Annotated in this window: 21 protein-coding genes and 1 pseudogene; 10 read left to right on the top strand and 12 right to left on the bottom strand. The window is 72.1% G+C overall.

Translation table 11 applies throughout. The features are described 5' to 3' along the window. Positions 1 to 119: 119 nt before the first annotated feature. The 3 genes from ABZZ04_RS25080 to ABZZ04_RS25070 form a co-directional block, all read right to left on the bottom strand. Positions 120 to 644, bottom strand: coding sequence for a hypothetical protein (locus ABZZ04_RS25080; RefSeq protein WP_356934453.1), 525 nt, complete (start codon positions 642 to 644; stop codon positions 120 to 122). 161 nt (positions 645 to 805) lie between these two features. Continuing rightward, entirely contained in the window at positions 806 to 1,576 is a 771-nt protein-coding gene (locus tag ABZZ04_RS25075) for a DUF4239 domain-containing protein (protein ID WP_356934452.1), read from the bottom strand. A 16-nt stretch (positions 1,577 to 1,592) separates the two neighbouring features. Next, on the bottom strand, positions 1,593 to 1,724 hold the full coding sequence (locus ABZZ04_RS25070; RefSeq protein ID WP_356934451.1) for a hypothetical protein: 132 nt from the start codon (positions 1,722 to 1,724) through the stop codon (positions 1,593 to 1,595). Positions 1,725 to 3,120: 1,396 nt separating this feature from the next. Between ABZZ04_RS25070 and ABZZ04_RS25065 the strand changes: the two genes are divergently transcribed. Continuing rightward, positions 3,121 to 3,939: an SAM-dependent methyltransferase gene (locus ABZZ04_RS25065; protein ID WP_356934450.1), complete on the top strand. Its 819-nt coding sequence runs from the start codon at positions 3,121 to 3,123 to the stop codon at positions 3,937 to 3,939. Then, positions 3,936 to 6,110 (top strand): EAL domain-containing protein, encoded by a 2,175-nt coding sequence (locus ABZZ04_RS25060; protein ID WP_356934449.1) that lies wholly within the window; start codon positions 3,936 to 3,938, stop codon positions 6,108 to 6,110. The genes ABZZ04_RS25065 and ABZZ04_RS25060 overlap by 4 nt, the downstream gene beginning before the upstream one ends. A 103-nt stretch (positions 6,111 to 6,213) precedes the next feature. On the opposite strand, the gene ABZZ04_RS25055 is transcribed toward ABZZ04_RS25060, so the two are convergent. Then, positions 6,214 to 7,104 (bottom strand): LysR substrate-binding domain-containing protein, encoded by an 891-nt coding sequence (locus ABZZ04_RS25055; protein WP_356934448.1) that lies wholly within the window; start codon positions 7,102 to 7,104, stop codon positions 6,214 to 6,216. 96 nt (positions 7,105 to 7,200) lie between these two features. Here ABZZ04_RS25055 and ABZZ04_RS25050 point away from each other — a divergent pair, with 96 nt between their 5' ends. From ABZZ04_RS25050 to ABZZ04_RS25040, 3 genes are read left to right on the top strand one after another with little or no spacing between them, the layout of a single operon-like run. Continuing rightward, on the top strand, positions 7,201 to 7,908 hold the full coding sequence (locus tag ABZZ04_RS25050; RefSeq protein ID WP_356934447.1) for a succinate dehydrogenase: 708 nt from the start codon (positions 7,201 to 7,203) through the stop codon (positions 7,906 to 7,908). 1 nt (position 7,909) lies between these two features. Beyond that, entirely contained in the window at positions 7,910 to 9,859 is a 1,950-nt protein-coding gene (locus tag ABZZ04_RS25045) for a fumarate reductase/succinate dehydrogenase flavoprotein subunit (RefSeq protein ID WP_356934446.1), read from the top strand. Continuing rightward, a complete protein-coding gene (locus tag ABZZ04_RS25040) occupies positions 9,856 to 10,602 on the top strand; it encodes a succinate dehydrogenase/fumarate reductase iron-sulfur subunit (RefSeq protein ID WP_356934445.1) in 747 nt (248 codons plus the stop codon). The genes ABZZ04_RS25045 and ABZZ04_RS25040 overlap by 4 nt, the downstream gene beginning before the upstream one ends. A gap of 72 nt (positions 10,603 to 10,674) precedes the next feature. On the opposite strand, the gene ABZZ04_RS25035 is transcribed toward ABZZ04_RS25040, so the two are convergent. From ABZZ04_RS25035 to ABZZ04_RS25025, 3 genes are all read right to left on the bottom strand, one after another. Beyond that, positions 10,675 to 12,438 (bottom strand): glycosyl hydrolase family 18 protein, encoded by a 1,764-nt coding sequence (locus ABZZ04_RS25035; RefSeq protein WP_356934444.1) that lies wholly within the window; start codon positions 12,436 to 12,438, stop codon positions 10,675 to 10,677. A gap of 248 nt (positions 12,439 to 12,686) precedes the next feature. After that, positions 12,687 to 15,110, bottom strand: coding sequence for an excinuclease ABC subunit UvrA (gene uvrA, locus ABZZ04_RS25030; RefSeq protein ID WP_356934443.1), 2,424 nt, complete (start codon positions 15,108 to 15,110; stop codon positions 12,687 to 12,689). Positions 15,111 to 15,302: 192 nt separating this feature from the next. Next, positions 15,303 to 16,694, bottom strand: a complete 1,392-nt coding sequence (locus ABZZ04_RS25025; protein ID WP_356934442.1) for a polysaccharide pyruvyl transferase family protein — start codon at positions 16,692 to 16,694, stop codon at positions 15,303 to 15,305. A 237-nt stretch (positions 16,695 to 16,931) separates the two neighbouring features. On the opposite strand from ABZZ04_RS25025, the gene ABZZ04_RS25020 reads away from it, so the two are divergent. Then, positions 16,932 to 18,011 (top strand): hypothetical protein, encoded by a 1,080-nt coding sequence (locus ABZZ04_RS25020; protein ID WP_356934441.1) that lies wholly within the window; start codon positions 16,932 to 16,934, stop codon positions 18,009 to 18,011. A gap of 12 nt (positions 18,012 to 18,023) precedes the next feature. Continuing rightward, entirely contained in the window at positions 18,024 to 18,512 is a 489-nt protein-coding gene (locus ABZZ04_RS25015) for a hypothetical protein (RefSeq protein WP_356934440.1), read from the top strand. A gap of 107 nt (positions 18,513 to 18,619) precedes the next feature. Here the strand turns inward: ABZZ04_RS25015 and ABZZ04_RS25010 are convergent, their stop codons facing one another. Continuing rightward, positions 18,620 to 18,835, bottom strand: coding sequence for a dodecin (locus ABZZ04_RS25010; protein ID WP_148837488.1), 216 nt, complete (start codon positions 18,833 to 18,835; stop codon positions 18,620 to 18,622). Positions 18,836 to 19,036: 201 nt separating this feature from the next. Between ABZZ04_RS25010 and ABZZ04_RS25005 the strand changes: the two genes are divergently transcribed. From ABZZ04_RS25005 to ABZZ04_RS24995, 3 genes and pseudogenes are all read left to right on the top strand, one after another. Next, positions 19,037 to 20,293, top strand: a complete 1,257-nt coding sequence (locus ABZZ04_RS25005; RefSeq protein ID WP_356934439.1) for an extracellular solute-binding protein — start codon at positions 19,037 to 19,039, stop codon at positions 20,291 to 20,293. 204 nt (positions 20,294 to 20,497) lie between these two features. Then, positions 20,498 to 21,334: a GNAT family N-acyltransferase gene (locus ABZZ04_RS25000; RefSeq protein WP_356934438.1), complete on the top strand. Its 837-nt coding sequence runs from the start codon at positions 20,498 to 20,500 to the stop codon at positions 21,332 to 21,334. Next, positions 21,331 to 22,356 (top strand): annotated as a pseudogene (locus tag ABZZ04_RS24995) (lysophospholipid acyltransferase family protein); the annotation flags it as partial. The gene ABZZ04_RS25000 and the pseudogene ABZZ04_RS24995, both read left to right, overlap by 4 nt. Before the next feature lie 19 nt (positions 22,357 to 22,375). Here the strand turns inward: ABZZ04_RS24995 and egtD are convergent. Genes egtD through egtA form a run of 4 tightly spaced genes read right to left on the bottom strand, consistent with a single transcriptional unit; the run spans position 22,376 to position 26,764 of the window. Next, entirely contained in the window at positions 22,376 to 23,353 is a 978-nt protein-coding gene (gene egtD / locus ABZZ04_RS24990) for an L-histidine N(alpha)-methyltransferase (RefSeq protein ID WP_356934437.1), read from the bottom strand. Further along, positions 23,350 to 24,105 carry an ergothioneine biosynthesis protein EgtC gene (gene egtC, locus ABZZ04_RS24985; RefSeq protein WP_356934436.1) on the bottom strand — a complete coding sequence of 252 codons (756 nt, stop codon included), beginning with the start codon at positions 24,103 to 24,105 and terminating at the stop codon, positions 23,350 to 23,352. Before egtC ends, egtD begins: the two co-directional genes overlap by 4 nt. Further along, positions 24,105 to 25,448 carry an ergothioneine biosynthesis protein EgtB gene (egtB, locus tag ABZZ04_RS24980; protein WP_356934435.1) on the bottom strand — a complete coding sequence of 448 codons (1,344 nt, stop codon included), beginning with the start codon at positions 25,446 to 25,448 and terminating at the stop codon, positions 24,105 to 24,107. Before egtB ends, egtC begins: the two co-directional genes overlap by 1 nt. After that, on the bottom strand, positions 25,445 to 26,764 hold the full coding sequence (egtA, locus tag ABZZ04_RS24975) for an ergothioneine biosynthesis glutamate--cysteine ligase EgtA (protein WP_356934434.1): 1,320 nt from the start codon (positions 26,762 to 26,764) through the stop codon (positions 25,445 to 25,447). The genes egtB and egtA overlap by 4 nt, the downstream gene beginning before the upstream one ends. Positions 26,765 to 26,852 lie beyond the last annotated feature (88 nt).

Genomic DNA, 26,852 nt, shown 5'->3' with positions numbered 1-26,852 from the left:
TGACTGGGATCGGCTCCCCCGTGGCTCGCCAACGTTGTCGGGGTCCCGCGCCCCGCCCCCCCCCCCGCCGGGCCCCCCCCCTCCGGGGACCCGGGGCGACGGGCGTACCGCCCCTGCCGTCAGCGCGGGCGGCCCTCCCCGCGTCGGCGCGCCATGTGGACGGCGCCGGTGGCCGCGGCCACCGCCAGTACCGTTCCGGCGACGAGCTCCGCGGTGCTCGGACCGCCGCCGCCGAGGCCGCCCCGTACACCGGCCGGGGCGGCCTCGGAACCGGCCGTCGGCGCTCGGGAGGCCGCGGCGACCGTGAGACGGACCTTCGCCGTCGAGCCGGGTGGCGCGCTGCAGATGAATGTCACCTCGTGGGAGGAACCGGGCTCCGCGTCCCAGTCGACCGTGGCTGCCGCGGAACCGCCTCCGGGAATGGTGACGGTGTCGAAAACACCCGATCCGGCCGTTGCCGCTGCAGAGCACCCCCGGGCAGCCAGGGTGACCCGGCCTCCCGGCACGATCACCGACGGGGTGACGGTGTATCCGGTCGCGGAGGACGCGCCTCCCGACGGCGCCGCGGACGCGATTGCGGCCGGAGCGGTCAGGGCGAGGGCGGCGCCGAACAGAGCGACGGGTGCGACACGTATGGAACGCATGGATGAATCCTCCGGATCCCCGAGGAGCACGTGCGGAACGGTTTTCCACAAAGTGTCAGAAATGCGCCTCGACCCGCCAAACGCTAGGAGTCGCGCATTCCACTCGCGATCGGGGTACGCCGCCCGGGGCACCGGTTTCGCCCGAGCGGCGCACCCCCGTGTCACTGTCCGCCCGCGGCTTCCGGGAACAGATCGAGGAACGGCGCGGCGGTGGCCGAGAGACCCCGCCCGAAGGGAGTGTCGAAATCCCAGATCAGGAAGAGCAGAAAGGCGATCAGAACACTGAAGAAACCGGCCAGAAGCAGTTCGCGGAAACTTCTGCGGATCTGCAACGTGAAGATCATCCCAACTGTCACCAAAGCCCCGATGACCAGGCCGAACCACACCACGCCCGGCATGGTCGCCCCCGCGCTCTGCCCGCGCGCACTGCGCGAGTCGTCGGCCGCGGCGACCTCGTCGACCAGTGGCTGGTACGCCTGCCCCTCGTGGTCGTTCGCCGGCCGGTACTGGGTGACATCGGTGCGCACCCGGTCGAGGAGCCGGGTGCCTTCGGCGGTGAGCGTGCCGTGCTCGCTCATCGACTGCCACTCGTCGTGCACGACATGGCGTACGTAGGCGTCGACGTCGGCGCGGATGCGGGTGCGCACCTCGGCCGGGTAGACGGCGGACCGGGCCTTCACCTCGTGCAGCGCCTGGGCCTCCTGGCGCACGTACTCCTGGGCGGCACCTCGGCCCTCCCAGACGCCCGCGATGGCGAGGCCCAGCACGATCGCGTAGACCACACCGATCATCATCGTCATGTACTCGATGACGTCGGGGGTCTCGGACGGGTCGTCGTCCTCCCCGACCCGACGGTTGTTGAGCACGGCGATGGTCAGGACGACGGCACTTGCCGCGGCCATGGCGAGGGCGAGAACAAGCCATTCCGACATGAGACTTCTCCGGAGGTCAGCGGGAGCGGGGACGCAGGACGGCGACGGCGAACACCGCGGGCGCGGTGATCATCAGGGTGAGGGTGACCAGGGAGGTGCCGCGCCGGGGGTCCTTGCGCGGTGGCTTGCGGTAGGCGGGGAGTGCCACGGGGCGGGACGAGGCGGGCGCGGGCCGCGCGGAGGGCGGGGACGAGGGGGAGGGGGCGGGCGGGAGGACGGGGGACGGTGTCACTGGCTCCGGTTCCGGTCGTGGTGATGCGGGAGGCGCGGGTGGTGCGGGCGGCGCGGGCCGCGGAGTGGGTGGGGGCGGTGGTGGCGGGGGTTCGGGAGAGGGCGGGGGCGGGCGCGGGGTCGGCGGTGGGGGCGGCTCGGTCACCGGACCCGGCCGGCAGGGGCCGGTGCCGGACACGGCGACCGACGAACTCCCGTCGTTCTCACCGATGTAGGCGTAGGCGCAGCTGTCCGCCGCAGCAGGTAACGGGGTGCTCAGCAGCCACAGCAGTGCGACGGCCGCGGCGAGCCGTCCTATGAGTGATCCGTACACGACGGCGAGCATGATCGGGCCGATCGCGGGACACGCCGGGAAAGCGTCGGGTTCGCCTGATGGTGGGGACATCGGACGGCCCGTGTTTGAGCCCGGGAGAGGGCCTTCGGACGCGTTGTGCGACGTGGGAGGCGGTGTCCGGGAACGGCGCCGGGCCGGTGGGGGCGCTCGGGGCAACTGGATTGACGTGTACGGAAGTTGACGTGAACGGTCGAGCGGCGTTCCGTTCGCGCCGTTCTCACCGACCCTGCGGGCGGCGTGCGGGCGGTGGGGCCCGGCTCTCCGGTGCTGCGGACGGCCGTCGGAGCCAGGCCTTCCGGCGGTGCGGACAGGCGGCGGAACCGGGTCTTCCGGCGGTGTGGACGGCCGGTTGGGGACCGGGCGGATTGCTATGGCGATCGAGCGAAGGCGCCCGGCCGGGTTTCCCGGCCGAAGGCGGTCGGTACGGGCCCCGGGCGACGGCTCCCGCGCGCGGATCGGCCCCGGTGTCCGGTGCCCGTTCCGGGCGGTCGGTGATTTCGCGCGTGCTTCCGGCGCGCCGGTCAAATCGAGTGCGTGGAAGGGATGTTGCCCCGATGGCAAGAAATGCCGTCGCACCCCCGACGGCAAAGGATTCGTCAACCGCGACGACCCCGGTGAACCACGGTGCGGGCCGATGCCCGCCGAGCGGTCCATACCTTTTCCGGCGGAGTGAAACCGGGAGCGGTGACGGAAAACCGGAACGGCAATGGCGGTGGCGCCGCGGACACATGTTACGGGGTGCTCCCCGGTGCCGGTGCGGCGGGTTCCTCCCGCGATGGGCAAAGCCTTCCGGGAAGGGCCGTTCGCCGCCGAATGTCACACGTAGCGACTGATCGGTTGCACATGCCACTGGTGTGTGACCAATAACGGACGGCTAATTTCCGTTTCCACTCGCTCTCTTGGCGGACGATCAGTAGCCTCTGGTCAACACTGACCATGAACATGGCCGGATCGCCGTAGCGACTTGTTGGAGACATCGATGGAGCGTCCCGCCTGGGCACCGCAAGGCATAGACATCACGGTGCCGAGCGTGTCCCGCATGTACGACTTCTATCTGGGCGGATCGCACAATTTCGAGGTGGACCGGGAAGCGGCGCGCAAGGCCATGGAGTTCATGCCGGGACTCCCCAAGATCATGCAGGCGAATCGCGCCTTCATGCGCAGAGCCGTGCATTACGCGGTCGGCGAGGGCATCAGCCAGTTTCTGGACATCGGTTCCGGAATACCGACCTTCGGCAATGTCCACGAAATCGCCCAGGCCGCCGATCCCGCGGCCCGGGTGGCGTACGTCGACCACGACCCGGTCGCGGTCGCACACAGCAGGGCCGTGCTGGAGGGGAACGACCGGGCGGTGATCGCCGCCGCGGACCTGCGCCGCCCCCAGGAGATCGTGAAGAGTCCGGAGGTCTCCGGACTGCTCGACCTGGACCGTCCGGTGGCCCTGCTGCTCGTCGCCGTGCTCCACTTCCTGGAGGACGCGGACGAACCGCAGGCCGCGGTCGCCGAGCTGCGCGAGGCGCTCGCCCCCGGCAGCCTCGTCGTCATCACACACGCCTCGTACGAGGGGATCCCGCTCACCCGGGAGGAAGCGGGCGGCATGGTCGGGGTCTACGAGAACATCCGCAACCCCCTCGTCATGCGGTCCCGCGACGAGGTCACGCGTTTCTTCGAGGGGTACGAGATGGTCGAGCCCGGACTCGTGTCGATGCCGCACTGGCGGCCGGAGACCCCGGTGGTGGCGGAGCAAGAGGATCCGTACGCCTTCTCGGGCTTCGCGGGCGTGGGACGCAAGGCGTGAGCATTCCCGCCCAGCCGTCCGGAACGCCGGACGCGGAGCCCGACGGGCCCGAGGGCCGGCTCCGAAGATTCGCCACCATCTGGAGCCGGGCCATCTTCCCCTCGACGGCCACCTCCCTGACGCGCACGGAGTTCGAGCAGCACCTGCTGCCGCTGGCCCGCAGGCTCGGCGACATCCTGCACGAGCGGCCCTTCGACGCAGCCCCCGCGGGCGAGGTGGGCGCCGCCCTCGTCGCCGCGCACTGCACGGACCCCGACGCGCTCAGCAGCACGCTCGGCGTCATCGACTCGTACCTGGTGCTGTACTGCGGCGGCAACGGCCCGACGGCGCTGTCCACCGAGGACGGCAGGGCCCGCTGCGCGCGGATGCAGCACACCCTGGCCGGGGGCTTCACCGAGGCGCTGCGCCAGCGCACCCTCGCCGAGCAGGAGGCCATCGCGCGCTCGGCGCTCGCCGCCCGCTCGGACGCCGAACAGGCGCTGCACGCGACGGAGGCGCGGTTCCGGGCCGTCTTCAAGGACGCGGCCATCGGGATCGGCATCGCCGACCTGGACGGCAACGTGCTGGAGATCAACGACACCCTCACCCGGATGTTCGGCGGCCTCGACAACCACGTGCGCAGCCACAAGGTCAACGAGTGGGTCCACCCCGAGGACTCGCCGCACGTCTGGAAGTACTACGACGAGCTGGTGCGCGGCGAACGCGAGCACTACCGGGTCGAGAAGCCGTACTACCGCAACGACGGCACGGTGCTGTGGACCAACCTGACGGTGTCGCTGCTGCGCGACGCCGAGGGGAACCCGCAGTACCAGCTGGCGCTGATGGAGGACACCACGGAACGCCGGCTGCTGAACCTGCGGCTGCGGTACGAGGCCACCCACGACGCGCTCACCGGACTGCCCAACCGGACGCTGTTCTTCGAACGGCTGGAGAAGGCGCTCTGCGCCGACGACAGCAGCCGCTTCGGTCTGTGCTACCTCGACCTGGACGGCTTCAAGGCGATCAACGACAGCCTCGGGCACGCGTCCGGCGACCGGCTGCTGGTCGAGGTGGCGGACCGGCTGCAGAGCTGCGCGACCGCGCCCGGCGAGATGGTCGCCAGGCTCGGCGGCGACGAGTTCGTGGCCCTGACCACCGGCCCCGACACCGAGAAGGAGGTCGTCGAACTGGCCTGCCGCATCCTCAACGCGCTCGGCACCCCCATCCGGCTCGAAGGCCGCGAGCTGACCGTGCGCGGCTCCATCGGCGTCGTCGAGGGACCGGCGGGCGAACGCGGTGCCGCCGAGGTGCTGCGCAGCGCCGACATCACGATGTACCGGGCCAAGGGCGCGGGCGGCAACCGGTTCGAGCTTGCCGACGCGGAGGCCGACGCCCGTGCCATCACGCGGCACGGGCTGACCACCGCGCTGCCCGCCGCACTGGAGCGCGGCGAGTTCTTCATCGAGTACCAGCCGCTCGTCCACCTCGGCGACGGCACGGTGCACGGCGCGGAGGCGCTGGTGCGCTGGTGCCACCCGCAGCACGGGGTGCTCGGCCCGGACCGGTTCATCCCGCTCGCCGAGCACACCGGCCTGATCGTGCCGCTGGGCCGCTGGGTGCTGGAGGAGTCCGTCCGGCAGGCCAACTTCTGGCAGGAGCGGCACACCGACGGCGGACCGCTGCGCATCAACGTCAACCTCTCGCCGACCCAGCTGCACCACCCGCGGCTGGTCGCCGAGACCGTCGACGTGCTGGAGCGGTCGGGGCTCGAACCCGGGGCGCTGTGCCTGGAGGTCACCGAGTCCGCGCTCATCGGCGCGGACGACGACCTGCTCAAGCCGCTGCGGCAACTGGCCGAGATGGGCGTCGACATAGCGCTCGACGACTTCGGCACCGGCTACTCGAACCTGGCGAACCTGCGCAGGCTCCCGGTGAGCGTGCTCAAGCTGGACCGTTCCTTCACGATGGGCATGCAGCAGCACCCGGCGGATCCGGTCGACCTGAAGATCGTCGAGGGGATCGTCTCGCTGGCGCACAGCCTGGACCTCGCCGTCACGGTGGAGGGGGTGGAGACCGGGGCGCAGGCCGAGCAGCTGCGCAAGCTGGGATGCGACACGGCCCAGGGCTGGTACTACGCCCGGCCGGGCGCCCCCGACCGGATCCACTCGCTGCTGCTGGCCGACGCGGTGTGAGACCCCGGGGCTCCCCGCGGCCGGTCGCCCCAGCCGCAGGGAGCCCGCGGGCCGTGGGGATCCCATCGCCCGTGGGGAGCCCGCGGGCCGCGGCGGGCCCGGGTCAGTCCTTCCGGGTGGCGAGCAGCACCCGCTGGAGCTCGCGCGCCGCACGCGGCGGGGCCACGTCGCTGCGGTGCGCGAGCGCGATGGTGCGCCGCAGACCGGGGCGGGCCAGCGGCGTGGTCCGCAGCTCGTGGCCGAACCGCCCGGCGACCATGCTGGGCACCACCGCGATGCCGAGCCCGGCCCGGACGAAACCGAGCACCGCGTCCATCTCGCCGCCCTCCACCGTGAACGAGGGCTCGAAGCCCTCGGCCCGGCAGGCGGCGACCGTCAGCTCCCGCAGGTCGTAGCCGTGCCGGAACATCACCAGGGGCTCCCCCTGGAGATCGGCGATCCGTACGCTCCCGCCCCGGCCGGGCCGCGGCCCCCGGGCGGACGACACCACGACCAGGTCCTCCTGGAGCAGCTCGACCGTGGTGAGCACGGGGGAGGCGGCGGGCAGCGGCAGGACCACCAGGGCGAGATCCAGCGCGCCGCGCGCCAGCCCCCGCACGAGGTCGAGCGAACCGCCCTCCTCCAGCAGCAGCCGGATCCCCGGATGGCGGTCGTGGAAGGCGCGCAGCACGTCGGGGAGCAGGCCCGTGCAGAGGCTGGGTGTGGCCCCCAGGCGCACCCGGCCCCGGCGCAGCTGCGCCAGCTCCTGCACCTCGTGACGGGCGGTGTCGGCGTCCGCGAGGATCCGGCGGGCCAGCGGCAGCAGCGCCTCGCCCGCGTCGGTGAGCGCGATGTTGCCCCGCGCCCGGCTGAACAGCTCCGCCCCCAGCTCGTTCTCCAACGCCCTGATCTGCTGGGAGAGCGAGGGCTGCGAGACATGCACCGCCTCGGCGGCACGGGTGAAGTGCCGGGTCTCGGCCACGGCGACGAAGTACGTCAACTGCTGGAACTGCATGCGCTCACCTCGACCGGCCACGATAGCCCCAACCTATGGACATGAGCCATTCCATGTCTTGGACCGATGAGGCCGTTCGGCCCTAGCGTCGTGTGCATGGCATTGGCAACACGGACGGACCGACGGCCGTCCATGACGCGCACGATCTGGGACTCGTCCGTCGGCAAGAAGACGGTCATGGCAGTGAGCGGCCTGGTCATGCTCATGTACCTGGTCGTCCACATGCTCGGCAACCTGAAGATCTTCTTCGGGGCCGGCGAGTTCAACCACTACGCGCACTGGCTGCGGACCCTGGGCGAGCCCTTCCTGCACTACGAGTGGGCCCTGTGGATCGTCCGCCTGGTGCTCGTCGCCGCGGTGGTGCTGCACGCCGTCTCCGCGTACCAGCTGAGCCGCCGCGACATCAGGGCGCGCCCCGCCAAGTACGTGCACCGCAGGCCGCGCGCCGGCTACGCCACCCGCACCATGCGCTGGGGCGGGATCATCCTCGGCCTGTTCATCGTCTGGCACATCCTCGACCTGACGACGGGCACCGCGCACCCCGGCGGCTTCCAGCCCGGACACCCCTACCAGAACGTCGTCGACACCTTCTCCACCTGGTACGGCAACACGGTCTACATCGCCGCCGTGCTCGCCCTCGGGTTCCACGTCCGGCACGGCTTCTGGAGCGCCGCCCAGACCCTCGGCGCGGGCAGCGCGGCCCGGGACCGGGCCCTCAAGGCCCTGGCCAACGCCCTCGCGCTGGTACTGACGCTGGGCTTCATCTCCGTACCCGTCGCCGTCATGACCGGAGTCGTGAGCTGACATGACCGACTACACGCACTACGAGACGGGCGCGCCCGTCGTCGACGCCAAGGCCCCCGCCGGCCCCGTCGCCGAACGCTGGGACACCCGCCGCTTCCAGGCCAAGCTGGTCAACCCGGCCAACCGCCGCAAGCACACCGTCATCGTCGTCGGGACGGGTCTCGCGGGCGGATCGGCCGGCGCGACCCTGGCCGAACAGGGCTACCACGTCGTCCAGTTCTGCTTCCAGGACTCGCCCCGCCGCGCCCACTCCGTCGCCGCCCAGGGCGGCATCAACGCCGCGAAGAACTACCGCAACGACGGCGACTCCATCCACCGCCTCTTCTACGACACGGTCAAGGGCGGCGACTTCCGCGCCCGCGAGTCCAACGTCCACCGGCTCGCCCAGATCTCCGTCGAGATCATCGACCAGTGCGTCGCCCAGGGCGTCCCCTTCGCCCGTGAGTACGGCGGCCTCCTCGACAACCGGTCCTTCGGCGGCGTCCAGGTCTCCCGCACCTTCTACGCCCGCGGCCAGACCGGACAGCAACTGCTCCTCGGCGCCTACCAGGCGCTGTCCAGGCAGATCGCCGCGGGCAACGTCGAACTGCACGCCCGCACCGAGATGCTCGACCTGGTCGTCGTCGACGGGAAGGCCCGCGGCATCGTCGCCCGCGACCTGGTCACCGGGAGGATCGACACCCACTTCGCCGACGCGGTCGTCCTCGCCAGCGGCGGTTACGGCAACGTCTTCTACCTGTCGACGAACGCCATGAACTCCAACGCGACCGCCGTATGGCGCGCCCATCGCCGCGGTGCGTACTTCGCCAACCCCTGCTTCACCCAGATCCACCCCACCTGCATCCCGCGCACCGGCGACCACCAGTCCAAGCTGACGCTGATGAGCGAGTCGCTGCGCAACGACGGCCGGATCTGGGTGCCGAAGGCCAAGGGCGACACCCGCCCCGCGGGCGAGATCCCCGAGGACGAGCGCGACTACTACCTGGAGCGCATCTACCCCTCCTTCGGCAACCTCGTGCCCCGGGACATCGCCTCCCGCGCCGCCAAGAACGTCTGCGACGAGGGCCGCGGCGTCGGCCCCGGCGGGCAGGGCGTCTACCTGGACTTCGCCGAGGCCATCGGGCGCATGGGCCGGGACAAGGTCGAGGAGAAGTACGGCAACCTCTTCGACATGTACGCGCGGATCACCGCGGAGAACCCGTACGAGACCCCGATGCGGATCTACCCCGCCGTGCACTACACGATGGGCGGGCTCTGGGTCGACTACGACCTCCAGACCACCGTCCCCGGCCTCTTCGCGATCGGCGAGGCCAACTTCTCCGACCACGGCGCCAACCGGCTCGGCGCCTCCGCGCTGATGCAGGGCCTCGCCGACGGCTACTTCGTCCTGCCGTCGACCATCAACGACTACCTGGCCCGCAATCCGCACCGCGACGAGATCGACGCCTCGCACCCGGCCGTGCAGGAGGCCGTCGCCGACACCGAGGACCGGCTCAACCTGCTGCTCTCCGTCGACGGCGACCGCACCCCCGACTCCTTCCACCGCGAGATCGGCGAACTCATGTGGGAGTACTGCGGAATGGCCCGCACCGAGGAGGGGCTGCGCAAGGCACTGGAGCGCATCCCGCGGATCCGCGAGGAGTTCTGGCGCCGCATCAAGGTCCCCGGCACCGGCGAGGAGTTCAACCAGTCCCTGGAGAAGGCCAACCGCATCGTCGACTACCTGGAACTGGCCGAGCTCATGTGCCTCGACGCACTGCACCGCGCCGAGTCCTGCGGCGGCCACTTCCGCGAGGAGTCGCAGACCCCGGACGGCGAGGCCGCCCGCCGGGACGAGGAGTTCTCCTACGCCGCCGCCTGGGAGTTCTCCGGCACCGGCGAGGCCCCCGTCCTGCACAAGGAAGACCTCGTCTTCGAGTACGTCCACCCCACCCAGCGGAGCTACGCATGAAGCTCACCCTGCGCGTCTGGCGCCAGAAGAACGCCGACGCCCCCGGCGCCATGTCCACCTACGAGGTGGACGGCATCTCGCAGGACATGTCGTTCCTGGAAATGCTCGACACCCTCAACGAGGAACTCATCCTCGCCGGCGACGACCCGGTCGCCTTCGACCACGACTGCCGCGAGGGGATCTGCGGAGCCTGCAGCCTCGTCATCAACGGCGACGCCCACGGCCCCGAGCGCACCACCACCTGTCAGCTCCACATGCGCTCCTTCGCGGACGGCGACACGATCGACATCGAGCCGTGGCGCGCCTCCGCCTTCCCGGTCGTCAAGGACCTGGTCGTGGACCGCTCGGCGTTCGACCGGATCATCCAGGCGGGCGGCTACATCTCCGCCCCGACCGGCACCGCCCCCGAGGCGCACGCCACACCGGTGCCCAAACCGGACGCCGACTTCGCCTTCGAGCACGCCGAGTGCATCGGCTGCGGGGCCTGCGTCGCCGCCTGCCCCAACGGCTCGGCGATGCTCTTCACCTCGGCGAAGATCAACCACCTCAACGTGCTGCCGCAGGGCGCCCCGGAGCGCGAGACCCGGGTCCTGGACATGGTCGGCCAGATGGACAGCGAGGGCTTCGGCGGCTGCACCCTCACCGGGGAGTGCGCCACGGCCTGCCCGAAGGGCATCCCGCTGCCCTCGATCTCGGCCATGAACAAGGAGTGGCTGCGGGCGACCCGCAAGGTGCGCCGCTGACCGGCGCGGACAACGGATGCCCGGTCCCGGGGGCCGCCCGCCCCCGGGACCGGACACCGCGTCCGGAACGGGTCAGGACGTCACGGAGAGGTCGTCCGCGTAGACCGTGCCCTGCCCGTACCAGCCGTGCAGATAGACGGTCACCGTCCCGGTCGGGCCGGTGGTGAAGGCCACCGACTGCTTCGCGTAACCGCTCGACGAACCCCAGACGCTCGCGGTCGCGTCACCGCGCACCCCGAGGTACCCGTAGTTCCCCTGCACCCAACCGCTCAGCGTGTAGCGGGTATTGGGGGACAGAGCGAGGGTCTGCGCGCACTCGCCGGTCTGCGAGGCGGTGGCCGCGGCGGCCAGCGCGTGCGAACCGCCGTGCACCGGGGCGGAGACGACCGCGCCGCCCGCGTCGCAGGTCCAGGGGCTCAGCGAACCGCTCTCGAGGTCGCCGTTGACCAGGACCCCGGTGCCGCCGCCCGGACCCGACACCGTCAGGGTGAGGACCGCCGAGTGGCTGAGCGTCCCCGAGGTCCCCGTCACCGTGAGCCGGTACGTTCCCGGCGCGGCGGAATCCGACGCGGACACCGTCAGCTCCGACGTGCCCCCGGCGGTGACCGACGTCGGGGCGGGCGTCGCCGTGACACCGGCGGGTGCCCCGGACACCGTCAGCGCCACGGTCTTCGCGCTGCCGGAGGTCACCGCGGTCCTCACGTCCGCCGTGGTGGAACCGCCCGGCGCGACCGAGGCCGAGGCGGGCGCGACGGCCACCGAGTAGTCGTCCGTCACCGGACCGGACCCGCTGGTGAAGGGCGCGAAGGTGTGGCTGAAGTACCAGGTGTCCTGGGCGATGCCGGAGCAGGTGTCGTTGCCGCCGGTGCCGGGGCAGCCGCCGTTGTCGCGCTGGAGCGCCCAGAACGACAGGGTGCTGACGCCCTTGGAGACGGCCCAGTCGTAGACCACCGGGGCGTCGGCCGTGGTGAACGTCTCGGCGGGGCCGTAGTCGTCGATGCCCGGCATCTCGATGATGCCGGTCATGCCCCACAGCTGCGCGTCGGTCCTCGACGGGTACAGGTCGGCGAGCTGGTCCTTGAGGCCGCCGATCGCCGTCTTGGTGTCCTGGGCCATGTTGTGGGCGGCGCCGTCGTAGTAGTCGAACGTCATCAGGTTCACGACGTCGACCTTCGTGCCGTTGGCCACGGCGTTCTCCAGCACCGCCAGACCGCTGTCGGCGAGGCCGCTCGTGGTGGTGGGCAGGGTGTAGGAGATCTGCAGCGGACGGCCGTTGGCGGCGGCCCAGTCCTGCACCTTCTTGATCGCCTTGTTGCGGCGGTCGATCCCCGCGCCGTTCTCCAGCGAGTTGTCCTCGATGTCCATGTCGAGACGGGACACGTCGTAGGTCGTGATGACCTTCTCGTACGCCGCCGCGATGGAGTCGACGTTCGTACAGCTGTCGGCGATCTCGGTGCCGCCGTTGTCGGCCGTGTAGCCGCCGAACGACGGGATCACGTCACCGCCACGCGACCGCATGGTGGTGAAGTCGGCGCCGAACACGGACTGGGCGACGGGGGTGCTCGAATCGCCGTTCCAGTAGGGGGTGCAGGAACCGCGGGCCTCCGTCTGGAGGAAGGCCATGGTCAGGTACTTGGCGCCGGACTGCTGCGAGAGCGCGGCCGGGCTGTCGCCGTTCCACGACTCGAAGTACGGGGCGAAGACATGGGCCGGCAGGGGAGTGGCGGTGGTCGCGGCGGCCTGCGCGCCGGTGCCCGATCCGAGGATCAGGCCGGCGGACGCGACGGTCGTCGCCAAAACACTCAGGACTGCGCCGAGTGCTCTTGGACGTCTCATGGGGTGCTCCCAGCGGGGTGAGGCAACGGGCGGATCGCACGGCTCTGCCGCGCCCGGTGCGGGGGCGCGGCCCGTTCCTGTGAATCCCGGCCGGGGTCACATGCCGCACGGCGAGCAGCGGCCGTGAGGCATGCCCATGATTGGTCTGGACCAGCCCGTGGTCAATGTTCTTTGCCGTTTCATTCCCCATTGCTTGCCCGATGTGGCAACTCGGCGTGGAAGAGCGCGAGTTGATGAACGGCGGGCCGTCAGGCCGGACCGAGGTGCGCGCCGAGGTACGCGGCCGTACGGCTGTCCGCCGCCCGCGCCACCTCGGCGGGCGTTCCCGCGGCCACGATCCGGCCGCCCCGGTCGCCGCCGCCGGGGCCGAGGTCGATCACCCAGTCGGCACCCGCCACCACCGCCATGTCGTGCTCCACGACCACGACCGTGTCGCCCGCGTCGACGAGACCGTGCAACTGCCGCGTCAGCACCTCGACATCGGCGGGGTGCAGCCCGGTCGTCGGCTCGTCCAGCAGATACAGGGTGTGGCCCCGGCGGGTGCGCTGGAGCTCGGTGGCGAGCTTGATGCGCTGGGCCTCGCCGCCGGACAGCTCCGTCGCGGGCTGGCCGAGCCGCAGATAGCCGAGCCCGACGTCGAGCAGCGTCCGCAGACTGCGCGCGGCGGCCGGTGTGTCCGCGAAGAACCCCGCCGCCGACTCCACCGTCAGGTCCAGCACCTGCGCGATGTCGAGACCGCGCAGGGTGACCTCCAGGGTCTGCGGGTTGTACCGCGCGCCGTGACAGTCCGGGCAGGGCGCGTACGTGCTGGGCAGGAAGAGCAGCTCCACGGAGACGAAGCCCTCGCCCTGGCAGGTCTCGCACCGCCCGCCCGCCACGTTGAAGGAGAACCGCCCGGCCCGGTACCCGCGCTCGCGGGCCGTGTCCGTCCCGGCGAACAGCTTCCGCACGACGTCGAAGAGCCCGGTGTACGTGGCCAGGTTGGACCGGGGGGTGCGGCCGATCGGCTTCTGGTCGACCTGGACGAGGCGGTCCACCGCCTCCAGCCCCAGCGCCGACGCGCACCCGGACACGGGCTGTTCCGCGGGCGCGTCCGCGGCCCCGGCGGCCTGCCGGTCGGCGAGGGCCCCGGCCAGGACCTGGCCGACCAGGGTCGACTTCCCCGACCCCGAGACACCCGTGACGGCGGTGAACACCCCCAGCGGGAACGCGGCGTCCACGCCCCGCACGTTGTGCCGTTCGACCCCGTTCAGCCGCAGCCAGCCCGTGGGCTCGCGCACCTCCCGCGCCGGGGCCGGCCCCTCGCCGAACAGGAAGCGCCGGGTGGCCGACTCGGGCACGTTCGCCAGCCCGGCCGGCGGACCGCTGTGCAGCACCCGGCCCCCGTGCTCACCGGCCAGCGGCCCCACGTCGACCAGCCAGTCCGCCCGGCGCACCACGTCCATCTGGTGCTCCACCACGAAGACCGAGTTCCCGGCCTCCTTCAGCCGGCCGAGCACCCCGAGCAGGGACCGGGTGTCCGCCGGGTGCAGACCGGCCGAGGGCTCGTCCAGCACATAGACGACACCGAACAGCCCGGAACGCAACTGCGTGGCGAGACGCAGCCGTTGCAGCTCGCCGGACGACAGGGTCGGGGCCGTGCGGTCGAGACTGAGATAGCCGAGGCCGAGCTCGGTGACCGTCCCGATCCGGGCGAGCAGATCCGCCGTCAGCACCCGCGCCGCGTCGTCGCCGCCCGCCGTGCGCAGCAGTTCGGCCAGCGAGGTGAGCGGCAGCCCGGCCAGTTCCGCGATCGAACGGCCGGCGAAGGTGACGGCCAGCGCCTCCGGACGCAGCCGGCCCCCCTCGCACACCGGGCAGCGGGCACTGGTCAGGAACCGCTCGGCCCTGGCCCGCAGGGTGCGGCTCCGGGAGTCCGCGAACGTGTGCATCACATAGCGACGGGCACTCATGTACGTGCCCTGGTACGGGCGTTGGATGCGCCCGGCCTCCCGCACCGGATGCACCGTCACCACCGGCTGCTCGTCGGTGAACAGGATCCACTCCCGGTCCCCGGCGTCGAGCTCGCGCCACGGGCGGTCGATGTCGTGGCCCAGCGCGTCCAGCACGTCGCGCAGGTTCTTGCCCTGCCACGCCCCGGGCCAGGCGGCGATCGCCCCCTCCCGGATCGACAGCGAGGGGTCGGGGACGAGCAGTTCCTCGGTGGTGCGGTGGACCCGGCCGAGGCCGTGGCACTCCGGGCACGCCCCGGCCGCCGTGTTCGGCGAGAAGGCGTCGGAGTCGAGCCGCTCGGCACCGGCCGGATAGTCCCCGGCCCGCGAGAACAGCATGCGCAGGGAGTTGGAGAGCGTCGTGACCGTTCCCACGGACGAACGGGCGCCGGGCGCCGAACGCCGCTGCTCCAGCGAGACGGCGGGCGGCAGCCCGGTGACCTCCCCGACCGCGGGCGCGCCGACCTGGTGGATCAGCCGACGGGCGTACGGGGCGACGGACTCGAAGTAGCGGCGCTGGGCCTCGGCGTAGATCGTGCCGAACGCGAGGGAGGACTTCCCCGACCCCGAGACACCGGTGAACACGGTCAGGGTGTCGCGCGGGATGTCGACCGAGACGTCCTGGAGGTTGTGCTCGCGGGCGCCGCGCACCCGGACGTACGGATCGTGAGGGGTGGACATGCGCGCGGCTCTCCGTGGGGATCGGGTGCGGGCCCGGCGGGCCGGGACAAACACTCCGATTCTAGGGCGCGGCCGACAGGGGGCGCCGGTCGCCGTCCGTCCGAGGGGCGTCGTGCGCGGGGCACCCGCGAGGAGGGGAGGCCGTCGTCACGGGGCCGGTCCCGTCCGGACCGGCCCCGGTTCACCCGGCTCTCAGCGGGAGGGGCGCAGCGCGCGCTTGATGGGCCGTCCCACGGCGCTGCGGGCGCGCTGGTACGTGGAGCGCTGGGAGGGCAGCAGGGAGGTCTTCGAGAGCTTCCGCTGGAGCTGGGCGTTCTCGGTGGCGAGCTCGGTCAGCTGGGACTGGAGCCAGTTCATCCGCGACGCCGTCGCGGCGACGTCCGTACCGGTCCAGGGCCGTACGCCCGGCGGGAAGGCCAGCTTGCTCATCTCCGCCTCGAAGGCGGCGCCGCCGTCGCCGTGGGTGAAGGTGTTCTCCAGGCCGTTCTTGTCGAGGAAGTTCACGAATCGGTCGAACCGCTCCCGGTGACCGCGCATCAGCGGTCCGAAGTCCGCCTCGGCGTGCAGGTCGGCGGGGTCGAGGTCGGCCGGGACCTTGGAGAGCATCCGGTGCGGGATCTCGAAGTAGCGGCACAGCTCCAGCGTCCGGGAGTCGCCGCAGAGCACGGTGGCCGGGGTGCCGGCCAGCAGCGCCGCGATGTTGCCGTGGATCCGGGAGCCGAAGGAGAAGTCGAAGCCCCGCAGATCCTCCATCCAGGTGGTCGGGTCGATGTAGACCCGGACCTTGTCCTCCCCGTACATGGGGTGGTCGGGGTGGGTGGGGATGGTGGTGAGCGAGGCGTTCGGGTGGGACATGTCGCGCCAGTGCAGCTGCCGCGCCTCGGAGATGTTCTGGCCGATGAACCGGAGGTGGGGGTAGCGCGTGTGGGTGCGGTCGATGATCTGCCCGAGCTTGTGCTTGCGCACCGCGTCGTGCGATCCGTTGACGGCGATGCGCGACCCGGGCCCGAGCGGTCCGCCGCCCTCCCGGACGGTGAGGCCGTCGCCGTGCAGGAACATCGAGGGACAGCCGATGACGTCCACGTCCCGGAAGCCCATGTCCCGCAGGTACCGCTCGGTGAACTCCCCGCGCACCCCGATGGAGGCGCTGTGTTCGAGCACGGCGGAGACGAACGCGTAGACCGTGGACTGCATGGGCTTCAGCCGGTCCGCGGAGTAGTTGACGCCGGTCTGGGCGCCGACGCCGGGGACCACGACGGGTATCTTCAGCTTCGATATGAGCTGGGTCAGCCGCTCCAGCTGGCGCTCGAAGGAGGGCCGGAAGGCGTTGGCGAGCGGGACGACGAAGACGTCGTACTCCTCGTTGATCCGGCCGGCGTCGGCGACCCTGGTGGTGATGCCGTTCGACACCACCTCCGAACGTGGCGTCTGAAGGATCTTGTGAGCGGCGTCGCTGAAGATCAGGTTGCCCGAGTTGGTGGCGAACACGTCCTCATGGAGGGCGCGCTCGACAGGGACGACGTCGTAGGGACCCTTCCCCGAGCGCAGGAGTATTCGCTTCACACCGTTAACGTTGGATGCCACAAACCTGAATATAGCTTTACAAACGCTTCTCTTTCCATGCGCATCCTGTACAACTTTTTGCCACCCGGGCGGAACGCGGGGACGTGATCGTCCCTCCGCGGGCGTGCACGCGGTGTGTTACGGACTCCCGGAACAGTGCGAGGTCCCACCGTACGGCCCCCTTGAGCCCCCGGCGACACCGCCCGTACGCTGCGTTCTGCGCGCGGGCGCGCCTACCGGGGAGGTGGAAGCGCCGTCATGGCCGACTCACTGTCCGAGGACGACATCCTCGAAGCGGTCGCCCGGCATCTGGGCGGCCCCGGCCGGGGCCCGCAGCTGCGCCGGAACGGTGCCGACGTCGCCCGGCTCCCCATGCTCGACCTGCGCATCGTCCGCTCCCTGGAGAGCCGCACCACCCGGTCGGAGAGCAGACCCGGCAGATACGACATATCGGAGCTGCCCGCGTACGAGGGCGATCTGCACGACCATCCGGTCGAACCGCCGAAGGACCCGGCCCGGACGCGGACGGTGGAACTCGTGCTCCGCGGCTCGGGCAGGACGGTCGACTGCGGCTGCGACGGGGGACGCAAGCCGTGCGCGCGCTGCCGGGCCAAGGGGAAACTGCCCTGCGACACCGGCCCGATGTGCCCGGCCTGCGAGGGGGTGGAGCCCTGCACCTGGTGCGACGGCACGGGGGAGCGCCGCAAGGACCGCACGGCGGCAGGCCCTGCGCGGGAACGCAACTCCCGGGGGCGCACCACCTGTCTGAAGTGCGGCAAGCCGCGCACCGCCTGTCCGGAATGCCGGGGGCGGGGCACCCGGGCCTGCCCCCGGTGCGACGACACCGGTTTCAGGGACTGCCCGGCCTGCGGCGGCGAGCGGTCCACGGAGCACACCCCGTGCGAGGGGACGGGCCTGGTCACGCTGTGGACGGCGGGTTCGGTCCGGCAGGCCCCCGAGTGGAGCCCGCTGAAGCTCCCGGACCCGGCGCCGCCGCTGCGGGTGCGGCAGCAGACCGGACGTGTCGGCGCATGGGGGAGAGCCACCCTGACCTCGGCCGACGCCCCGCTCCCCGACGGGCTGGACCCCGCCCACGTCCGGGCCGTCGAAGAGGTGCTCGCGCCCGCGCGTCAGGAGGTCGCCCGGCGCGTCGACATCGGCTGGCTGCCGCTGGCGGCCGTCGAGATCCCGGACGACCCGGACCACGTCTTCTACGTCTTCCCCGGGCACGATGGTCCGCAGGTGCTCCCGGTCTGGTCCCGGCGCCGGTCGCTGCGGGTTGCCGCGGTGGTGGCCGGGGTGGTCGTCCTGGTGCTCCTGGTGGTCGCGCTCGTCTGATGTGCTGGGTGTGTGAGAGACGATCACCGGCCCCTGGCCGTATTCGATTTGGACGGCACGCTCGCGGACAGCGCGCACCGGCGGCACCATCTGGAGGGCCGACGGCGCGACTGGGACCGCTTCTTCGCCGCGGCCGTCGACGACCCGCCGCTGGCCGAGGGCGTGCGGCTGGTCCTGAGCAGTGCCGAGGAGTGCGAGATCAGGTACCTCACCGGCAGGCCCGAGCGGTGCCGCCGGGACACGGTGGCATGGCTGGCCGGGCACGGTCTGCCCGAGGGGCGGCTGCACATGCGCCGCGACGGCGATCGCAGGCCGGCCCGGCGCACCAAACTGGAAACGCTCCGGCGACTGGGCCGGGAGCGTGAGGTGCGGATGCTGGTCGACGACGACGAACTGGTCTGCGACGCGGCGGAGCGGGCCGGCTTCACCGTGGTGCGGGCCCGCTGGGTGACGGTGTCGCCCGCGATGCAGGACGCTCAGGAGCGCGAGGGCCGCACCTGACCCGGCGGCGGAACCGGCCCGCCCCGTGCCCGGGCGGGCACGGGGCGGCGTGACGGCGCGTCGGCCGGGCAGGCGTCACCGGCGGGCGGCGGGGCGGGGCGGTGCGGTCAGCCCGTCTCGTCGAGCCGGAAACCGACCTTCAGTCCCACCTGGTAGTGCTCGACCCGGCCGTCCTTGATCTCGCCGCGTACCTGGGTGATCTCGAACCAGTCGAGATTGTGCAACGTTTCAGAGGCTCTTGCGACGCCCCTGCGGATGGCGTCGTCGACGCCCTCATGTGAGGTTCCCACGATTTCGGTGACCCGATAGACGTTGTTCGACATCTTATGTCCCCTTTCGTTCCTACCACGGTGCCCCACCGGGGCCGGAGGCGCGAGAGGTCGGGGAGCGTAATGTTCCGTGAACGGACCTTGACCAAAGTATTGGTCCATACCAAAATCCAGCCACACCCGTGCGAGCACAGCCCGCAGTCCCCCACACCGGGTCCTGAATTTTGTCGCGCCGTTTCGCAGAAGGTGAACCTGGTGAAGAACCGCATACTCGTCGGAGCCGTCGCGCTCGTTTCCACCTTTGCGCTGGGCGGATGCGGAATCCTCTCGGGGACGGAGGCATCCGGCAGCAAGAAGGTCACGATCTGGCTGATGAAGGACAGCGTTTCCGACGATTTCCTGAAGCGCTTCACGGAGGAGTACCAGAAGGATCACCCTTCCGTGGAACTGGAGTTCAAGTTCCAGAGCTGGAGCGGAATCGGGCCGAAGGTCACCGCGGCCCTCAGGGGCAAGGACGCCCCGGACGTCATCGAGGTCGGGAACACCCAGGTCGCCCAGTACGCGGAGAGCGGCGGTCTGCGCGACCTCACCCTGGAGTCCGTACGGGACCTCGGCAGCGAGGACTGGCTCCCCGGCCTCGCCGAGCCGGGCAGCATCGACGGAATCCAGTACGGAATCCCCTGGTACGCGGCCAATCGAGTGGTGATCTACAACAAGGAACTCTTCGAGCGGGCCGGAATAAAGAACCCGCCGAAGACCCGGGACGAGTGGATCGAGGGCAGCGAACGGCTCAACCGCGGCGGAAATCAGGGAATCTACCTCGCAGGCCAGAACTGGTACGTCCTCGCCGGATTCATCTGGGACGAGGGGGGTGAACTCGCCGACGAACGGGGCGGGAACTGGGCCGGCGCCCTGGACAGCCCCGAAGCGCTGCGGGGGATGGCCTTCTACAAGGAACTCCAGGCGCTCGGCGACGGACCCAGGAACGCGGACGAGGAAAAGCCCCCGCAGGCCGACGTGTTCGCCGAGGGAAATGTCGCACAGATCATTTCGGTACCCGGAACCGTCGCCCAGATCGAGAAGAAGAACCCCGAACTCAAGGGAAAACTGGGCTACTTCCCGATCCCGGGCAAGACCGCGAAGGAGCCCGGCTCCGTCTTCATCGGCGGGTCCGACCTGATCGTGCCGGACAACGCCGACCAGCGGTCCGCGGGCATCGAGGTGGTCAAGGCGCTGGCGGGCCGCAAGTGGCAGGAAGAGCTTGCCAGGACCATGAGCTACGTCCCCAACAAGCCCGAACTCGCCCGTGTCATCCTGGGCCAGGAGGGCACCGCAGCCATGGCCGAGGGCGCCACGCGGGGACGTGCCACCCCCAACTCCCCGCAGTGGGCGGACGTCGAGGCCGACAACCCGATCAAGCCGTACATGACGGCCGTGCTGGAGGGCGGCGACCCGGCGCGGGAGGCCAGGACCGCATCGGAGAAGATCACCTCCAGGCTCGCGGGCGGCTGACCGCACGGGGCGCCGCGCGGCAGCCGGCCGCAGGGCGGCCCGGACCGCTTCCGGACACCCCCGGGATTCAGACTTCGCACATCCCGGCGCTCCATGGCGGTCATGTCGAATCCAGCCGGTCACGGAAGAAGTAGGGGTGCCGGGCCTTCGCCGCAGTGCGACGGCCCGGCGGCCGCCCTTGCCGATCCGTCCCCGGAGACCGTCATGAACGCGCTGCCCCTCACCCCGCTCCCCACCGCCCCCACCGTTCCCGCGCAGCCCGTCGCCCCCACTCCCACCACCGCCCCCGCCCCCGCTCCGGCCCCGCCCCGGTACCGGGTGTCCCTCGCGACCGGCCAGGAGGAGGTCCGGGCCGCCCAACGGCTGCGCCACCTGGTCTTCGCCGGTGAGTTCGGCGCCAGGCTGGAAGGGCCCGAACCCGGCCTGGACAGCGACGAGTTCGACGCCCACTGCGACCACCTGCTGGTACGGGAGGAAGCCACCGGCGAGGTCGTCGCCACCTACCGCCTGCTGCCGCCCGACCGGGCCCGGACCGCCGGACGCCTCTACGCGGAGGGCGAGTTCGACCTCGGCCGGCTCGCCCCGATCCGCGACGACCTGGTCGAGGTCGGCCGGTCCTGCGTCCACCCGGCCCACCGCGACGGCGCCGTCATCGCGCTGATCTGGGCCGGCCTCGCCCGCTACATGGAACGCACCGGCCACAACTGGCTGGCGGGCTGCTGCTCCATACCCCTCTCCGACGGGGGAGCGACGGCGGCCGGGGCCTGGGAGACCGTACGGACCAAGTACCTGGCCCCCGAGGACCACTGGGTCACCCCCCACCGCCTCTGGCGGCCCACCGGCACGGAGGGCCCCGTGCGCACCGGGCTCGCCACGCTCCCCCCGCTGCTCCGCGGCTACCTGCGCCTGGGCGCCCAGGTGTGCGGGGCACCCGCCCACGACCCCGACTTCGACGTCGCCGACCTGTACGTGCTGCTGTCGCTGCGCCGCACCGACCCGCGCTACCTGCGTCACTTCCTCGCCCTCGCCCCGCTGCGATGAACCCCTGGCTGCCCGCCGCGCCCTGCACCCCGGGCGACTGCGCCACCCACCACGGCCGCACCCGCGGTCGCCCGGCCGCCGCGGGCCTGCTGCTCGCCGGGGGCGCCGTCGTCCTGGCCGGGGCACTCGCCGCCCCCTTCGTCCTGATGCTCGGCCCGGCCCGGCGGCAGTGGCTGATCCGGCACTGGGCGTACGGCGTCGTGCGCGCCTTCGGGGTACGTGTACGGGTCACCGGCCCGCCGGACCCCACCGGCACGGCCCCCGACGCCCCGGCACACCCCACCGACACGTCCCCGGGCCCGTCACCTCTCACCGCGACGTCCCCGGGTCCGTCACGACCCACCGACACGGCCCCGGGCCCGTCACGCCCGGCCGCCGGGCGGCCCCGCCCACCGGGGCCGCCCGGCGCGGCAGCCGCCCCTCCGGGCACGCTCGTCGTCGCCAACCACATCTCCTGGCTGGACGTCCCGCTCGTCGCGGCGGTGCTGCCCGGCCGGATGCTGGCCAAGCGCGAGATACGGGACTGGCCGCTGCTCGGTCCGCTCGCCGCCCTCGGCGGCACGCTCTTCGTGGAACGCGACCGGCTGCGCGCCCTGCCCACGACCGTGCGCGACATCGCGGAGGCCCTGCGCGGCGGGTCGCGGGTGGTCGTCTTCCCGGAGGGCACCACGTGGTGCGGGCACGGACCGGGCGGCCGGTTCTCGCCCGCCGCCTTCCAGGCGGCGATCGACGCCGGGGCCGCGGTCCGCCCGGTGCGCATCGCCTACCGCACCGCACCGGCCGGGAGCACCGGCCGGCCCCCGGCGGGCGGCCACCCGGCCGGCCACCGGGGCGCGGCCCCGCCGGAACACACCGGCGCGGCCGCCTTCGTCGGCGACGACCCGCTCGCCGCCTCGCTGTGGCGGGTGGTGACGGCGGCCGGCCTGACCGCCGAGATCAGCGTCCTGCCGCCGATCCCGACGGACGGCCCGGCCGACCGCCGCGCCCTGGCCCGACTCGCCCGGAGCCTGTCGGGCGGGCCCTGACCGGGCGGAGGCGAGGTCACCCGGCGGGCTCCCGGACCACCGTCGACGACGAGAGCGCGAACCGGCCCCCCGAATCCGTCCACCACCGGTCCAGGCGCAGACCGGCCGCGGCGAGTTCCGTCCGGACCCCCTCCCGGCGGAACTTGGCCGACACCTCCGTGCGCAGTTCCTCACCCGCCTCGAAGGACACCACCAGATCCAGCTCCGGGATCTTCACGCTGTGCGCCTCCCGGGCCCGCAGCCGCATCTCGATCCACTCCCGCTCCGGATCCCAGCGCGCCACATGGTCGAAACCGGCCGGATCGAAGTCCGCGCCCAGCTCGCGGTTCACGACCCGCAGCACGTTCCGGTTGAACTCCGCCGTCACCCCCGCCGCGTCGTCGTACGCGGCGACCAGCACCTCCTCGTCCTTCACCAGGTCCGTGCCGAGCAGCAGCGTGTCACCGGGGGAGAGCAGCGACCGCACCGACCGCAGGAACACCGCGCGCTCCTCGGGAAGCAGGTTGCCGATCGTGCCGCCCAGGAACGCGACCAGCCGCGGTCCCGGAGTGCCCGGCAGCGCGAGACCTCCCGTGAAGTCCGCGACCAGGGCGTGCACGGACAGGTCGGGCCGCTCGGTGAGCAGCGCCCCGGCGGCGCCGCGCAGCGCGCTCTCGCTCACGTCGACCGGTACGTAACTGTGCAGTGCGGGCAGTGCGTCCAGCAGGTGCCGGGTCTTCTCCGACGAGCCGGACCCCAGCTCGATCAGGGTCCGCGCCCCGGACGCCCCGGCGATCTCCCCGGAGCGGTCGACCAGGATCTCGCGTTCGGCACGGGTCGGGTAGTACTCCGGGAGCCGGGTGATCTCCTCGAACAGTTCACTGCCGCGCGCGTCGTAGAACCACTTGGGCGGCAGGGTCTTCGGACACCGGGTCAGACCGTGCAGGACATCGGCGCGCAGCGCCGCGTCCGTCGCGTCCACCGGCAGGGTACGGGTCAGCAGGAAGGGACTCACGCAAGGGGCTCCTTGAGCGGGGTCAGCAGGACATCGGTACGGGTCGCCGTCAGCAGGGTCCGGTCGGCCACGGTGTGCCAGCGCGGATCGTCGTCGTACGGCTCCGAGGCCACGACCGTGCGCGGGCCGGGCCCGGAGAGGTACGACAGGGTGTCGCCCCAGGCCGTCGCCACGATCGTGGTGCCGTCGGTGACCAGCAGGTTCAGCCGGGACTCCGGTGCCGCGGCGGCCACGTCGAGCACCGTGTCGGCGACGGCCTGCGGCAGGTCGTCGCCATCGGCCAGGCGGTGCTGCACCAGGGCCCAGACCAGGGCCGAGTCGCAACGGGCGGCGAGGGCGAGCAGTTCGGCCGGCGGCAGCGCGGCGGCGAGCGGGGCCACCGAGAGCGGCCAGCCCCGCACCGCGCCGTTGTGACTGAACAGCAGCCGCCCGGCGGCGAACGGCGCGGCCGCGGCCTCACCGTCGTCGCCCGCCTCGGTGGCGTCCCGGACGGCGGCGAGCAGCGCCGTGCTGCGCACCACCCTGGCCAGGTCGGCGAACGTACGGTCGCCCCAGACCGGCCCCGTCCGCCGGTAGCGGCCCGGCACCGGATCGCCCTCCGCGTACCAGCCGACGCCGAAACCGTCCGCGTTGACGGTCCCGTACCGCTGACGGCGCGGCGCCCAGGACTGGCGCACGAGCGAGTGAGGCGGCTCGGCCAGCAGTTCCCCCAGGGCCGCCGAAGGCCCCAGGTAAGCGATGTGACGGCACATCAGGCATCCCTCGCGGTACGGAAGCCGGAGAAGATCTGGCGCCGCACCGGCAGGTCCCAGTTGCGGAACGTCCCCCGGCACGCCACCGGGTCCACGGCGAACGAACCGCCGCGCAGCACCTTGTGGGCCGGGCCGAAGAACACCTCGGAGTACTCGCGGTACGGGAACGCCGCGAAACCGGGGTGGGGCAGGAAGTCGCTCGACGTCCACTCCCACACGTCACCGATCAGCTGCCCCACACCGAGCGGCGACCGGCCCGCGGCGTACGCCCCCGCGGGGGCGGGCCGCAGATGGCGCTGCCCCAGGTTCGCCCGCTCGGGGGTCGGGTCCTCGTCCCCCCAGGGATAGCGCCGCGAACGCCCCGACACCGGATCGTGGCGCGCCGCCTTCTCCCACTCCGCCTCCGAGGGCAGCCGGCGCCCCGCCCAGCGGGCGAACGCGTCCGCCTCGTACCAGCTGACATGGAGCACCGGCTCGTCCCGGGGCACCACCTCGGTGACGCCGAAACGGCGGCGCAGCCACTGCCCGGCGTCCCGGTGCCAGAACAGCGGGGCCGCCAGTTCGTGCTCACGGACCATCGCCCACCCCTCCGGCGCCCACCAGCGACGCTCGGTGTAGCCGCCGTCCTCGACGAACTCCCGGTACGCGCCGCAGGTGACCGGTGCCGTGTCGATGAAGAAGCCCGGCACCTCCCGCACGTGCGCCGGCCGTTCGTTGTCCAGCGCCCACGGCTCGGTGGATGTGCCCATGGTGAACGGACCGCCCGGGACCAGGACCTCCGCCGCGAGATCCGCGGCGTCGGTGGGCGCGGGCGGGACCGGGGCGGTCAGCACGGCGGGCCCGGACCGCAGCTGATGGGTGATCAGCATCGTCTCGTCGTGCTGCTGTTCGTGCTGGGCGATCATGCCGAAGGCGAAGCCGGACCGCACCAGCGGCCGGGCGTCGTCCAGTTCGGCCCCGTCGAGCACGTCCAGCGCCCGGCCGCGCACCTCGGCGGCGTACGAGCGGGCCTCGACGGGGGCCAGCAACGGCAGCGACGGACGCGTCGCCCGGGGATGCTCGAAGGCGTCGTACAGTCCGTCGATCTCCGGGCGCATCGCGCTCTGCCCGGCCACCCCGCGCAGCAGCCACAACTCCTCCTGGTTGCCGATGTGCGCGAGGTCCCAGACCAACGGGGACATCAACGGCGAGTGCTGGGCGGTCAGTTCGCGGTCGTCCACGCTGTCGGTGAGCAACGCGGTGCGTTTCCGCGCGGTGAGCAGCGCGGCGAGGGCGCGTTCCCGGAGCGGTTCGGGGTCCGTCCCGTGCGGAGCGGACCCGGTGGGTGCGGTGGATTCGGTCATGAACGCAGTCCCTCGGAACAGTGGCCCGGCCAACCGGGCGAGCCCGGCGCGAGCAGTTCGGGAAGGTCGTCGGCCGGACATCGGCCCCGTGCGGTGAACCGGTCGTGGAACCCGGTCACCGTCTTCAGCACGTCCTTCGTGACCCCCAGCCGGGGCAGCGCCTCCAGCGCGATCCCGAAGCAGGCGGTGGCCGCCGCCCGCAGCGCGGGATCGGCCAGACCGCTGCGGGCGGCGGCCGTCCAGAGCGGATTGCACGGCGCGGGTCGCGTCCCGGCCGTCCCGGCCAGCGGCTCCACGACGCGGTACACCGCCTCGGCGGCCTCCGGGTCGTCGAACAGGGCGGTGGTGACGGCGAGCGGCACCAGCCACCCGTCCGCACCGTGCTGCGCGTCGATCATGCGGAGCTCCAGGTGCCCGCGCGGGCGCACCGGCGGGAAGAGCGTGCTGATGTGGTAGTCGAGATCGGCGCGCACCGGTGGTCTCGGCGCGCCGGTGCGGATCCAGTCGCGGAACGTCAGCCCGTCCGGCACGGCCCAGGGGCCCGTGTCGTCCCGGATGCACATCACCGGCGTGTCCAGGACGTGTGCGGCCCAGGCGTCGCGCGGCGGCAGCAGGCCGGGCGGCGCCAGGGGGCGCCAGGGATCGAGAGCGGCCCAGAGCGACTGCCGGGCGGACCGCCACGGCGTCGGGCGGCCGAGCCGGTAGGGCGAGTTCGCGAACACCGCCACCAGGACCGCGCCCAGCAGGTGGGAGAGCCGCCAGCGCCGTTCGAGGCCGAGCGGCCCCGGTTCCTCCGTCCCGGCGTCCAGACAGACCTGGACGGACGCGCTGGTGCACATCATGGCGCGGCCGGCCGGCCCCGACCGGTCGAAAGCGGCCTCCATGGCGTCGTAACGGGGCTCGCGCAGCAGCCGGCGCGGGGAGTGCCACGGGTCGACGCCCAGACCCACCGTGGCGAGGCCCGCCCGGTCCAGGGCGTCACGCACCGCGGCGAGATCGGCGGTGGTGGCGTCGATGCACGCCATCAGGGAATCGGCGGGGAGCGAACTGAGTTCCAGCTGGCCGCCGGGTTCGAAGGTGAGCGCCGCGTTCAGGGGCAGGGCCCGCAGTGCGGCGGCCGCCGCGTCGAGACGGTCGGGGGAGACGGGGACGCGGGGTCGATCACGGTCGTGAATGAGCCATTCGAGTTCGACACCGACCCTGCGGGGCGGGCCCGTCTTGAAGCAGATGCAACGCAGTAAATCCTCCGCCTCGCCCTCACCGAGGGGCGGGGACTGGCCGGGTGGGCCGTGTTCTCCGGGCGTGTCGGACGACATGCCGGGGCCTCCTTTCCGAGTGCCTCCGTACCACCCAAACCCCTGCGGATGGATCGCACAAGGGCGCCCCCGCGCGCCGGAAAACCGG

The sequence above is a fragment of the Streptomyces sp. NPDC006435 genome (assembly GCF_040612315.1).
Taxonomy (GTDB): Bacteria; Actinomycetota; Actinomycetes; order Streptomycetales; family Streptomycetaceae; genus Streptomyces.
This window is presented reverse-complemented; position numbering and strand designations above follow the sequence as displayed.